This is a genomic window from Paenibacillus sp. G2S3 (assembly GCF_030123105.1).
Lineage (GTDB): Bacteria > Bacillota > Bacilli > Paenibacillales > Paenibacillaceae > Paenibacillus_AQ.
Genome location: NZ_CP126095.1, coordinates 1,933,753 through 1,947,736 on the forward strand (window position 1 = coordinate 1,933,753; position 13,984 = coordinate 1,947,736).

At 43.8% G+C, this 13,984-nt stretch carries 9 protein-coding genes; 8 read left to right on the top strand and 1 reads right to left on the bottom strand.

Translation table 11 applies throughout. The features are described from left to right. The first annotated feature begins 430 nt into the window (after positions 1 to 430). From QNH28_RS08420 to QNH28_RS08430, 3 genes are read left to right on the top strand one after another with little or no spacing between them, the layout of a single operon-like run. Complete coding sequence (locus QNH28_RS08420; RefSeq protein WP_283910970.1) at positions 431 to 1,402, top strand: ABC transporter permease; 972 nt, start codon at positions 431 to 433, stop codon at positions 1,400 to 1,402. A gap of 16 nt (positions 1,403 to 1,418) precedes the next feature. Then, complete coding sequence (locus QNH28_RS08425) at positions 1,419 to 2,327, top strand: carbohydrate ABC transporter permease (protein ID WP_042186276.1); 909 nt, start codon at positions 1,419 to 1,421, stop codon at positions 2,325 to 2,327. A gap of 35 nt (positions 2,328 to 2,362) precedes the next feature. Continuing rightward, on the top strand, positions 2,363 to 3,976 hold the full coding sequence (locus QNH28_RS08430; protein ID WP_283910971.1) for an extracellular solute-binding protein: 1,614 nt from the start codon (positions 2,363 to 2,365) through the stop codon (positions 3,974 to 3,976). Positions 3,977 to 4,069: 93 nt separating this feature from the next. On the opposite strand, the gene QNH28_RS08435 is transcribed toward QNH28_RS08430, so the two are convergent. Next, entirely contained in the window at positions 4,070 to 6,331 is a 2,262-nt protein-coding gene (locus QNH28_RS08435) for a helix-turn-helix domain-containing protein (protein ID WP_283910972.1), read from the bottom strand. 216 nt (positions 6,332 to 6,547) lie between these two features. On the opposite strand from QNH28_RS08435, the gene QNH28_RS08440 reads away from it, so the two are divergent. Genes QNH28_RS08440 through QNH28_RS08460 form a run of 5 tightly spaced genes read left to right on the top strand, consistent with a single transcriptional unit; the run spans position 6,548 to position 13,930 of the window. Continuing rightward, positions 6,548 to 7,936 carry an alpha-L-fucosidase gene (locus QNH28_RS08440; RefSeq protein WP_283910973.1) on the top strand — a complete coding sequence of 463 codons (1,389 nt, stop codon included), beginning with the start codon at positions 6,548 to 6,550 and terminating at the stop codon, positions 7,934 to 7,936. 27 nt (positions 7,937 to 7,963) lie between these two features. Beyond that, positions 7,964 to 9,250 carry an alpha-L-fucosidase gene (locus QNH28_RS08445; RefSeq protein ID WP_283910974.1) on the top strand — a complete coding sequence of 429 codons (1,287 nt, stop codon included), beginning with the start codon at positions 7,964 to 7,966 and terminating at the stop codon, positions 9,248 to 9,250. A 29-nt stretch (positions 9,251 to 9,279) separates the two neighbouring features. Continuing rightward, positions 9,280 to 10,308, top strand: a complete 1,029-nt coding sequence (locus QNH28_RS08450) for a carbohydrate-binding family 9-like protein (protein ID WP_283910975.1) — start codon at positions 9,280 to 9,282, stop codon at positions 10,306 to 10,308. Between the two features lie 6 nt (positions 10,309 to 10,314). Next, positions 10,315 to 12,882, top strand: coding sequence for a transglutaminase domain-containing protein (locus QNH28_RS08455; protein WP_283910976.1), 2,568 nt, complete (start codon positions 10,315 to 10,317; stop codon positions 12,880 to 12,882). 4 nt (positions 12,883 to 12,886) lie between these two features. Beyond that, on the top strand, positions 12,887 to 13,930 hold the full coding sequence (locus tag QNH28_RS08460; RefSeq protein ID WP_283910977.1) for a glycoside hydrolase family 18 protein: 1,044 nt from the start codon (positions 12,887 to 12,889) through the stop codon (positions 13,928 to 13,930). The last annotated feature ends 54 nt before the right edge of the window (positions 13,931 to 13,984 follow it).

A 13,984-nucleotide genomic window follows, 5' to 3' on the forward strand; every position in this document is an offset into this window, starting at 1 on the left:
CCGCTTTCCCTGAGTTAATTTTATAGAAGTACGATGAGATGCTTCCAGTTAAGAAACATGATACTTCAGTCAACAAACGTTAGATCCAGGATGAATTTCCTTTAAATGAGCAAAAAAAACATATGCTATGGAGGTTTATACACATTGCCTCTGCGAGCAGCGTCGGCATTGTAATACAACGGAATGATGGGCGAAAAGCGCAAGAATGACACACTTCTAGAACATCAACATAGCGCTGAAACGTATATCATCCCGCAGTACAACACGAAATTCTTGATAAGTGAGAATGACATATTTACGATTTGCTCGATTCTATATAGTGTAAATGTAAGCGCTAGCATTAATGCGATTGGTAACAATTCGATAGATAATGATGCTCACTCGATGATCAGAATGTTCTCATCATTACCTATAAGGAGGGGATGTCGCGATGCAAGAAACAGGAAGCGTACATATGCGAACTGTGAATTCAGCACCGAAAGAAAAGCGTAAGGGCAGAAACGAGACATGGAAGAAGATTTGTCAGAATTGGGAGCTTTACATTTTTATCGCACCCGCATTCTTTTACTTCCTCATTTTCAGCTATGGGCCGATGTATGGGATTCAGATTGCTTTTAAGAACTACATTCCGTCAAAAGGCTATTTTGGCAGTGAATGGGTAGGCTTTGATCATTTCATTCGATTTTTTAACTCGTACTATTTCTGGGATTTGCTGTGGAACACGCTCAGTATTAGCTTGTATGAATTAGCCATTGGATTCCCAATCCCAATTATTCTGGCGCTTGCGTTTAATGAAGTGAAGGATGGCTTCTTCAAGCGACTTGTTCAGACCGTTACGTATGCACCTCATTTCATTTCTGTCGTTGTTATGGCGGGGATGATTATTACCTTCTTGTCTCCATCGAACGGTATGATTATTCATGCCATTGAAGGTTTAGGCTTTAGTGCACCGCAGTTTCTGACAAGTCCTGGTTGGTTTAAGACGATGTATGTATTCTCAGGCGTGTGGCAGAGTGCGGGTTGGGGGACGATTATTTATTTGGCGGCACTCTCGGGTGTAGACCCAGGCTTACATGAAGCGGCAATCATTGACGGGGCCTCTCGCTTCCAACGTGTTCGCCACATCAATATACCAGCGCTTATACCGACCATGACCATTCTATTAATTCTGAATATGGGTGGTTTGTTAAGTGTAGGTTTTGAGAAAATATTACTTCTGCAAAATTCATTGAATATGTCAAGCTCTGACGTGATTTCAACCTTTGTCTATCGATCTGGTCTTGTCGATGCGCAATATAGCTTCTCAACAGCTGTTGGTTTATTTAACTCCATTGTGAATTGCATCCTGCTTATTACGGTGAATCAAATTGTCCGCCGTACGAGCGAGAACAGTCTATGGTAGAAGGAGGTTGGAATTTATGGTATCAGGTATAAAGCTATCTAAGCGAGATCGAATATTTCTAATTTGCACTTATACGTATGTGACAATTGCATTGTTGTTAGTCGCATATCCCATCTTATATATTATTAGCGCATCCATCAGTGATCCGAAGATGGTTGCTTCCGGTGAAATGTGGCTTCTTCCAAAAGGTATTACCTTTAAGGGGTATGAAATTGTATTTCAGAACTCGAAGATTTGGACGGGGTATGGAAATACGATTTTGTATACATTGCTAGGCACAACGATTAACTTGGTCGTTACGATGCCAGCGGCATATGCACTCAGTCGTAAGGACTTTGTAGGCCGTGGGTTTTTCATGGGGATGTTCATGGTAACGATGTTCATTGGAGGGGGTCTCGTCCCTACATACATGTTGGTAAAAGGGCTAGGCATGGTCAACACGATGTGGGCACTAGTACTTCCTGGCGCAGCGTCAATCTGGAATATTATTGTCTCTCGTACCTTCTTCGCGAACTCCATTCCAGCTGAGCTTCAAGATGCGGCTCAAATCGATGGCGCGACGAATATTCGATTATTCCTGCGGATTGTTCTCCCGTTATCGATGCCAATTATCGCAGTTATGGCCTTATTCTACGGGGTAGGGCATTGGAACAGCTATTTCGGCGCCATGATCTACCTGAATGATGATGCGAAATATCCATTGCAGCTTGTGCTTCGTCAGATTCTCGTTCTTCAGGAAATGCAATCTCAAGTAGGTGGCATTATCGATGCGACAGCTGCAGCAGCCCAGAACAACAAGGCAGAAATTGCTTCACTTGTGAAGTATGGGGTCATTATCGTATCTACGCTTCCGATTATTGCTGTCTATCCATTCTTGCAACGTTATTTCGTGCAAGGTGTCATGATTGGCTCTGTTAAGGGTTGATCTTAAGATACAAGTAAAAAAGGGGAGGTTTTTGTATGACGAATTATCGTAAAACTGGACTCATGTTGTTATGTCTTTCCATGTCAATTTCTATTTTTACTGCATGTGGATCGAGTAACGATAAGGGGACGGCAAGCACAGAAAGCTCAGACACAGCCGCAGAGGTTCATAAGACGGGCTTTCCTATCGTGGATAATCCGATTGAGCTTTCTATTATGGCACCGGATGTAGGGCGTCAGGATTGGAACAAGATGCCTGTTATTCAGGAATACGAGAAGATGACGAATATTAAGTTAAAGATTCAAAACGCCCCACAAGACAGCTTTGAGACGAAAAAGAATTTGGTATTTGCAAGCGGTACGCTTCCCGATATTTTCTATGCGGCGGATCTAAAAGGATCGGATCAAGTTACCTACGGAAGTCAAGGATTGTTGCTGCCTTTAGAAAAATACATTGATGAGGGCTACGCACCTAATTTAAAAAAAATTCTCGATGCAAATCCGGATATTCGCAAATCAATGACAACACCAGATGGACATATCTATGCACTACGCAATATTCAGCCATCTGCGGTATGGTATCGTGGACCGATGTGGTATAACGGGAAGTTCTTGAAGAAGTTCGGCATGGAAAACAAATTACCGCAGACAACAGAAGAGCTATACAACTATTTGAAGAAGGTTAAAGAGGAAGATGCGAACGGAAACGGTAAAGACGATGAGGTTCCTCTATCCTCTGTGAAATTAGATGATTTACGGATGTTCTTCCTCGGATTCTGGGGGATGTATAACGAGGATATCTACGTAGATAAGGAGAACAAAGTACACTTTCCACAAGCTGAACCAGCCTACAAAGAATATTTAACCTTCTTGAATCGCTTATGGAACGAGAATTTGCTAGATCATGAAACATTCTCTCAAACCGATGAGCAGAAGAAAGCAAAAGGGAAAAACAATCAAGTGGCCTTATTCTCCGATTACTTCCCATACTTCACGCTTGGTGGTGAACCGAGTGAAGATAACCCGATGATGCAGCCTGTATCTAGTGATATTGCTGGAACACCTGTATACGGCAAGCATCCTGGTATTAACACCATTGGCGGTTTCGCGATTTCAAACACGAACCCGAACCCGGAAGCAAGTATGCGCTGGATTGATTACCAATTTAGCGAAGAAGGGTATTCCTTCTGGGCGTATGGACCTGAAGGTACGTTATTTAAATACAAAGATAAAGCAACAGGCGAGAAAGAATGGCTGCCAGTTCCAGATGGTACGGATCGTGAAGAATACCGCGGTACAATCACGCCAAACTACGGGATTAATACACCAGGTTCCTATGAGAACAGCTATGTTTTAGGTCTTCGTACTAGCTTTGATGACTGGATTGACAAAGAAACAGCTACAAAGCTTACACCTATTGCAAAGGCTCCCTTCCCATCGGTATTCCTGACGGTAGACCAACAGACGGAAATCAAAACACTCCGTTCCGATTTGGATAAATACGTGAAGGAAATGGAAGCGAAATTCGTTACAGGCGCAGAGCCATTATCCAATTGGGACAAATATATCGCTCAAATGAAAAAAATGGGGTATGAGAAGCTCGAATCAACGTATCAACAAGCATACGATACATGGGCTGCTAGTAAATAATTTGTGAAGCTTATACATTCTCATATTTTGAAAAACTTCCCGGTCATCCTAGGCATGACCGGGAAGTTATGATGAACCCTAAGCGAGGAAGGATTATACGGTATCGTTAGGCTCAGTATTGGGATGATTACTATTCATCTGTCGATACTGGCCCGGGGTATAACCGGTTTCCTTTTTGAATTTTCGAATAAAGTTTGGTGTGTCGAGGTAGCCGACGCGCTGGATAATATCTTTTAACGGATCACTTGTTATTACGAGCTGTTCCTTGACCTTATCTAATCGTTTTTGCCAAATATATTGGACGAAGTTGATGCCGACCTTATCCTTGAATGAACGACTGAGATGGGAAGGTGAAATCGTAAACGCAGCAGAAACAGATTCAAGGCTAAGTGAATGATCAACATAGCGCTGGTCGATAAAAGCAACGATATGATCCATGAGTGAATGTTCTTCTTTTTTATGCGTCTGCTCCACCTGTGTACAAATCTGAGTGGATAAACGGTAGAAATTCTGCTCTATCAGATGGACGGGACCATTCATGAAATGGGGAGAAGCATACTGCATCATGTTATCCATCTTTAGCTCAACTGCAGCTTTGAGCATGGTATTCAGCAGGTCGAACAATACGCATCGCATCAGCAGGGTAGATCGTTGTTTATTATCAAGCCCATGGATGGCTGTGTGAATGATTTGTTTGGCGACTTCGTAGTTGCCCTGCTTCAAGCTTTGTGCAAGCTTTAATAGCTCGTTACTAGGGAGTAACACCGTTTGATCATGGGCACTGGATAGCTTTTCAAAATACACGGTGGTTCCATGCTCGGTCGATTTACGCAATTCGAAGGCGGAGCAAGCCTCAACAAAGGATTGATTAAGCTGCTGAGGGCTCTCATAACATTTGCCTACACCGATCATCGGGTGGATATCCATTATGCCTAACGTATATTCACGGATCGCATCCACGATGTGAACGATTTGTGCAGCGAGTGCCTCATCATCTTCGAGCTGTAAGCTCACAATGAGTGCGAGCTGATCCAATTGCGGGAGCTCTACACCGTATACTTGTGTAGCAAGCGCTGGAAATTCAATAAACGCAAGCTTGCGATGTACTTCTTGTCGCGCCTGAAGATGCTGCTGTTCTAAGTCATCCCAGCCCATCATCATGACAAAATGATGACTTTGGTCGAAGTGCAGATGAAAGGTATCGAATATTCCATGCGTCATCATTTGTGCATGTCCATGCTTTAATAGCATGGAGAGAACATGGTTGCGTGCATAGGGCTCTTGGAGATCAACCTTGGAGCTATACTGCTGTAATGTTGTTCGTATATACTCGAGCTCATTTCCGGAGGCCGGTGTATCTGTTTTTTTGTTCGTGAAGCGAACGAGCTCAGCAATCGGAAGATATTGCATCCGAGCGAATAATAGAGCGATGGCCGTTCCTACAATGGCGATCACAATGAATAAAATAATGATGAAGCTCCGAACATTAAGTACACTACTGAAAAACTGATTACTCGCCATTAAAGTCACATATGACCAGCCATTGACATCCGATGTGACGGAAATAACCGAATGATCTTCGTTGTTTATCGATAGATTATGTATGCCGGGTGGAAGCTCTGATAACCGTTGGATATTCTGTTGGCTAGCTGTATCTCCATGGCCACTATAGGATAAAACACGTCCATGATTATCAAAAATATACGTTAATCCTCGATAGTTACCGAGAACGGAATCGATCAGATATGCCAACTCTTTCTCTTTAATGAGGTACATGACAGAAGCATATGGATCTGAGGTGTTGGGAATGATCGGCAGGATATAGGTTAATACAGATTGCTCGAGTGGTGAATTTTGATTCAGCATGTTCGTAAGTCGAATGGATGGAAATTTGGACGAGTTTAAAGCAGTCACAAGTTCATCATTCTTCCAGCTTCCAAACTGATAGGAGCTACGAAATACATCCAGGCTATACATGCCATGGTTGGAATAAATATTAGGGTCATGATGATAGTACAGAAATATATCCTCCACAATGGAATTGGAAGATTTGTAGCTATCTAGTGCCGCTATGGCGTCACGACTTTCATAAGGATCCAGTATGCGATAATGAGCGAGACGAGCGTCGTATGACATCCGTGACGCCATATCTCTTAAATCATTCATGCGTCCATCCACCACCGTTTTAATTTGGGTGAGCTGATTAAAGTGAGCATTTTCAATCTCCTTTTGTAAATTATCGGTAGCATTTCGGTAAATGAAAACGATTACAAATATAAGCGGAATAAGAAGGATAAGTAGATACGAACCGGTGAATTTCAAAAACAATTTCGATTTGAAATAGTTATAGTTCAAAGTGTTTTCCCCCTTTTTATGGCGTATACATGGAGATGTTCCTATCAAGCTATGAATACAGCAAGATATAGATCGGCGCTTGAATACTTATTTATATTCCATAATAGGATGTTTATAGCGGATATTTATTTTTATGTCAAATGTTTTTTTGAAAATATATCATACTAAATCAATAGAATCGCAGCCTCAGAAAAGCTGCATGGAGGTCGTGCAAAAATGAGTGACGCTAATGTTGTCGAGGAGCAAATTGTTGTTGAAGGAGTTCACAATTACAGCACAGAGGAGGAGTACGTTAAGCCGGAGGATTCGCAGCTATTAGATCAGCTGGAATGGTTCAAGGATCAGAAGCTGGGCTTGATGATGCACTGGGGACCTTATTCGCAGCTTGGACTTGTTGAATCGTGGGCGCTTAGTGATAAAGATGGAGATTGGTCACGGGACGATATTGATTGGGGGGTTGATTCGACGGAGCTGAAGCGGCAATACTTCGGGCTGAATAAAACCTTTAATCCGCTCCGTTTTGAGCCTGAGAAGTGGGCAGAGGTTGCTGCAGAAGGTGGCTTCAAATATTTAAATTTCACAACGAAGCATCACGATGGCTTCTGTATGTGGGACACGCAGACAACAGACTATCGCATTACGGGCAAGGATTGTCCTTTCCATGCACATAAGTACGCGGATATTTGTAAGAACGTATTTGATGCTTTTCGGGCCAAGGGACTTGGGATCTCCGCCTACTTCTCCAAAGCCGATTGGCACACACCAACATACTGGGCCCCAGGTATGGAGACGGGGACGTTCATGAATCGAGGTCCTTCGTATCCAACACAAGATTATCCATGGCTATGGGAGCAATTCATACAGTTCACACATGATCAGATCATGGAATTGATGACGAAATATGGCCGGATTGAAATGCTCTGGTTGGATGCGGGGTGGGTATGTCCACAGAATAAGAATAATCCACAGGATATTCGGTTGGGTGAAGTGGTGGAGAAGGCACGTCAGCAACAGCCATGGCTGCTAAGTGCAGACCGTACCGTTGGCGGCCCGTATGAGAATGTCGTTACACCTGAACAAACGTTGCCCGAGCATCCCCTGCTTATTCCATGGGAGAGCTGTATTACGATGGGGACAGCGTTCTCTTATCGGTACGAGGATCACTACAAGACGACACGTCAATTAATCCATTTGCTCGTTGAAGTTGTAGCCAAAGGCGGAAACCTGGCACTTAATGTCGCTCCACAACCAGATGGCCGCTTGTCACCAACAGCGTTGGATCGGATGAAAGGAATGGGCGCTTGGCTCAACGTTCATGGGGAGGCGATCTACGGAACGCGCGTATGCGCGCCATACTCTGCTGGAAATACACATTTCACGAAAAAAGGCGATATCACCTATGCCATTCATTTGTACCCGAAAGAGCAGGAAACGGTGAGCAAAGTAATTTGTATTCCACTCGAGCAGGCTGTAACGCAAATGGATCTTGTTGGCGGACAAGAAAATCTAACATTCGAACGAACAACAACGGGATTGATCGTTCATTTACCAGAGAGCGAGCTTACGGGAATTGCCCCAATTGCACATGTATTTCGAATAAAATAACGAGTTGAGCTATGGGAGGAAGAGCAGATGCAACAATGGTTCACCGATGCAAAGCTAGGAATTTTCATTCACTATGGGATTTATGCGGTACAAGGTGTTGCAGAATCATGGTCTTTCTATAACGGAAGAATGTCTTATGAGGACTACATGAAGCAATTGGATGGTTTTACAGCTTCCAAATTTGATGCAAAGTATTGGGCAGATTTGATTGCGAAGTCAGGAGCTAAGTATTCTGTTCTAACGACGAAGCATCATGACGGGGTAGCATTATTTGATACGAAGTTCAGTGATTTGAGCATTATGAAGGCGACACCTGCCAAGAGAGATATTATTAAGGAGTGGTCTGAGGCGATTCGAGATCAGGGTCTTCGCGTGGGGATGTATTACTCGCTCATTGACTGGTCTCATCCCGATTATCCCTCAGTCTATGAGAACGGTCGCGTACCGGATGACTTAAGCCAGGTAAATCGTTTTTCAAGTCCGATGGATGGTGTTCAAGATTTAGAAAAATGGCAGAAATTCCTTGCATTTAACCGTAATCAACTAGGAGAAGTGTTGTCGAACTATGGTCAGGTTGATCTGTTATGGTTCGATGGAGATTGGGAACGAAGCGCAGAGCAGTGGGGATTGCCAGCATTCAAAGATTATTTAAAATCATTTAATCCTGATCTTATTATAAATTCACGTTTGCAAGGGTATGGGGATTATAAGACTCCCGAGCAAGGTCTTCCCATTACGCGTCCGGAAGGCCCGTGGGAATTCTGCACGACGATAAATACGTCCTGGGGTTATGTGCATACAGACCACAATTATAAATCAATGAATCAAATAATACGAATGTTCTGTGACTGTATCAGCATGGGTGGCAATATGCTGTTAGATATTGGGCCCATGGAGGACGGAACGATTGATCCTAGGCAAGAAGAGATTTTGCTCGGACTAGGTGACTGGATACGTACACATGAAGAAGCCATCTATGGAACACAAGAGGGTATTATGACACGCTACTATTTAGGTGGCAGTACATTATCTCCGGATAAGAAGAACTTGTTCCTCTTCGTTTACGATACACCGAAGGAGAATATTTGTCTCAAAGGGCTATGTAATCCCATTACCCAAATTACGGTGCTTCACTCAGGCAAGAAGCTCACCCATGAAATTCACGGTGGTGTGCCATGGTTTCATATACCAGGTACAACTTGGATTCAGATAACACCTGAAGATATGCATGAACAAGTGACGGTACTTAAATTGGAATTCGATGAAGAAATTGAGATGTACGGCGGCTCAGGCGCAGTTGTAACGCACAACTAAAGTACATTAACGGACAAAGGAGCATTCGCATGGTAAATCGAAGTGGAGTACCAGAGCCACGCATTGTTTCATACGCCCCAAAGCATTATCTATGCAGACGAGCGACGGAGTCGCTTGTCTTGGATGGGAGGCTAGATAAGCCTTTTTGGCAGCATGCAGCATGGACAGAAAAGTTTGTTGATATTGAAGGAGATTTGCGTCCGAAGCCAGGAAAGGATACGAGGGTAAAGATGCTATGGGATGATGAGTATTTTTACTTTGGTGCAGAGCTGATGGAAGATCAGATCTGGGGAACGCTGACAGAACGTGATTCCGTTATTTTTTACGATAATGATTTTGAGATTTTTATTGATCCAACAGGGGATTCCCATCAATATTACGAGTTTGAGATTAACGCCTTGAACACGGTATGGGACTTACTGCTTGTAAAACCTTATCGTGACGGGGGTCCTCCGATTAACGGTTGGGATATCCAAGGCTTGAAGACGGCTGTTCATATCGAAGGCGAGTTAAATAATCCGCACGCTGACAATCGGAAATGGACGGTTGAAGTTGCAATACCATGGAACAGTTTGAAAGAATGTGCTACGGATCGACGATCACCATATGCTGGGGAGTTTTGGCGTGTTAATTTTTCACGTGTTGAATGGCGGACCGAGGTTGTCGATGACAAGTATAGTAAGCTTCTCAATCCTGACACAGGAAAACCTTATCCTGAGGATAATTGGGTGTGGTCACCACAAGGAATCATTAATATGCATTATCCAGAACTGTGGGGTTATGTTGTATTCGTGAATGAAGCGGGTCCATATCAGTTCGACATCCCTCGGGATGAACATATCAAATGGGAATTACGGAAGCTCTATTATCGTGAGCGGAACTATTACGAAACACACGGCATGGTCACAGCCGATTTTAATGCATTGTGTGAAGAAGATACATGGACCATAGAACCGAGCATTGAAACGACGACTAAAACTTTTATTATATCTGCATTAACATCAGATGAGACGTCCCGTCTTTACATTCGCGAGGACGGGTATCTCTGGAAGGAGTAATTAGATTTGGAACAGATTGAACGTAAGTTTCAGGAGAAGAAGAGTTTGGCCAAGGCACGTGCAACGCAGTTATTTCAAATCTTTGAACAGGACTTGACGGAAGAAGAAATAATTGCACTTAAGTATCTCTACGCGTATATGCCAGTGAATGATTTGGCGGATTACAGTGGTCAGCTTTTCTTGAATCATGTAAGAACGACACTAAAGATTCGCCGAGATATGCCATGGCAAGTACCGGATCATATATTTTTACATTTCGTGCTTCCCTATCGTGTTAATACCGAAAACATTGAAGAACACCGCCAAATTCTCCATGAACAATTAGCAAAGCGAACTAGTAAGTTGTCCATGACGGAAGCCATTCTTGAGACGAACTACTGGTGTCATGAGGCGGCAACGTACATTGGGAGTGATTTGCGAACGATTTCACCATTAACAATGATTCGAAATGCTCGCGGTCGTTGCGGTGAAGAATCCACACTAGCTGTGGCAGCCCTTCGCAGTATAGGTATACCTGCACGTCAAGTGTATACGCCACGTTGGGCTCATTGTGATGATAACCATGCATGGGTGGAGGCATGGGCAGAAGGTGAATGGTATTTTATCGGGGCTTGTGAGCCGGAAGCCCGTCTTAATCAAGGATGGTTTGGACCTCCAGCGCGTAGAGCAATGTTAATTAACACGCGTATTTTCGCAAATTATCAAGGTCCAGAAGATATTACGCTTGCAGATGAGTGGTTCACTGAAATTAATGTATTGGAAAATTACGCATCCACGCGGACAATTACGGTTCAAGCGAAGGATGAATTTGGGCAGCCCGTGCAGGATGCAGAAGTACAGTTCCAAGTGTATAACATGGCGGAATTTTTCCCGATTGCCATCCTTCCTACCAATGCTCAAGGGGAAGCAACTTTCAAAACGGGTCTCGGCGACCTTATGATTCGTGCGGCAAAGGGTGGTACTTGGGGGGAAGTGAAAATTTCAGTGGCGGACTGTGAATGTGTTGAGCTTGTACTGAATCAAGAAAATCAGTCCGCTGTAGGTACGATGGTCGATTATGATATGGTCCCACCTCCATCGTGTGAAGGGGAGGTGGTAGAGGAACTGTCTGAAATTCGTATCCAGCGACATAATGAACGCTTGGAGGAAGGGATCTCCATTCGTGCGAAATATGAAGCGACTTTTGTGACAGAAGAAGCAGCGAGGAAGCTCGGGGCAACACTGGGTCTCCCGCAAGATCGTGTATGGACAGTACTTCAGAAGGCGCGTGGTAACAGTGTAGAGATAGCCGCATTTCTGGAAGCAGCCACATCCGTGTATGGAGAATGGGCATTACGGTTATTGGAGTGTTGTAATGACAAGGATTTAATCGACACATTCATTCCAACCCTTACAGATCATGTGGCTGGTGCACTTGCTGTACGTGGTGAGCTCACAGAGGAAGTGTTCGTTCCCTACATTCTGCGTCCTCGTGTTCATTACGAGATGATTACACCGTATCGTACATTTTTCCAACAAGCTTTCACTTCGGATGAAGTGGCATTGTTCCGACAGGACCCATCGAAGCTGGTTCAATTCATAGATGAAACGTGGGATATATGGACTGATCTTCCGAATCTGAAAGGGAAGGGAACAGCAGTGGGTACCTTTGAATTGCGTGTAGGCGATCGCAGTTCCCTGGATATCATGTTCGTATCCATTTGTCGTAGTTTAGGAATCCCAGCGCGAATTCATCCCATTGAATCTAAGCCGCAATTTATGGTGGATAATATTTTCGTGGATGCTCAATTTACCAAAGGCGTTGTTGGAGACGGGATAGAATTTGCGAACGGTACTCTCATCCTTCATCGTGATCAAGGTGCAGGGACAGTCCAACCAACAGCTTCATACTATGAGAATTTCACATTAGCTCGTCTGAAGAATGGTTTTTATAAAACCTTATGTTTCCCACATGGCGCAAATGACCTATATGATACACCACTTGAGGTTGAGCAGGGAGCATATCGTCTGACGACAGGCGTACGATTAAAGGATGGCACCGTGCTTATAAAGTTCACTTATTTCCATATTGCAGAAGGGGAAGAGAATAAGCTGGTGATGCAGTATCGTCAATCTACATTGGAAATTCCAGTGTACGGCAAGGTGGAACGACTTAAGCAGCTGACCTCATGGGCAGGAGTAGAGCAGACTTTCGCAGATCTTCTGGATGGGAAGGGCGCCTATGTCGCTTGGCTGGAGCCGGAACGAGAGCCTTCAAAGCATTTGCTTCGTGAACTATCTGAGTTGAAGCATGAGTTCGATGTGCTAGGTGCTCCCATCATTCTTGTTGTTGGTGACAAGCAATGGACAGCTTCGTTTCATCCCGAGGACTACCCGGATCTTCCTGCAAATACAGTGTTTGTTCGTGATTCAACATATAATCTACTACCTGAATTATTTGCATCGTCCCACGCGAGTGAAGCGGGCTTCCCGCATCTTATCATTGTGGACCGTGAAGATCAGATTCGTTACATTTCATCAGGATATAAGATTGCAGCAAGCAAGGAAGCGATTCAAATCTTAATCAGGGTGTGAAAGGATGGATCAACAAATGATTGTAGCAGGCTACGTGAGTGATTCCAAACTATCTGAGTTAACGCATGACCACTTGATGAAATTAACGCATCTCAACATTGCATTTGGTTATGTGAAGGATGATCAGATTACAACAGCACATTTGCAATTCACGAACCAGCTACAAGAGATGAAAGCGATGTATCCGAATCTGACGCTAATGCTCTCCGTTGGCGGATGGGGGAATGGGGGCTTCTCTGAGGCCGCTTCTACCGAAGAAGGACGTCAGAAATTTGCAGCTTCGGCTGTGCAAGTGGTAACAGATTTCCCGTTCGATGGAATAGATTTGGATTGGGAATATCCTTGTTACAGTGAAGCGGATATTGAAGCGTCTCCGGATGATAAATGCAATTTCACACTGCTATTAAAGACAATTCGAGATGCACTAGATGTGAAAGGTACAGCGGATGGCAGACATTTCTTGCTTACGATTGCGGCAGGTGCTGATCAGTATTACATAGATGGCACCGAGATGGATCAAGTGCAGCAATATTTGGATTTTATACAGCTGATGACCTACGATATGCGTGGCGGATTCCAGATTCTAACGGGACATCATACGAATTTATTTCATACGACAGGAGATTTGTATCGTATCAGTACAGAGGCATCGGTGAATATGTTCATTCAGGCAGGCGTGCCCCGAGAGAAAATCGTCATTGGCGTGGCGTTCTATTCCCGAATGTGGAAGCAGGTGCCTAATAAGAATCATGGATTTCTACAAATGGCGGGCACAACAGGTGGCTATGGCCCAGAATATACAGAACTGTTTGCTAATTACATCAATCAGAATGGCTACACACGACATTGGGACGATGAGGCCAAAGCACCGTTTTTATTTAATGGAGACACGTTTATTTCCTATGATGACGTGGATTCTATCACACATAAATGTGAGTATGTCAAACGTGAAAACCTTGCGGGTGCCATGTTCTGGGAATATAGCTGTGATAGGACACACACGTTGCTTGATGCACTGTATGCAGGCTTATATGAGAGCGTGAAGTGAGGCTACCTGTTCAATTAGTTAAGAAACATGATACTTCAGTCAACAAACGTTAGA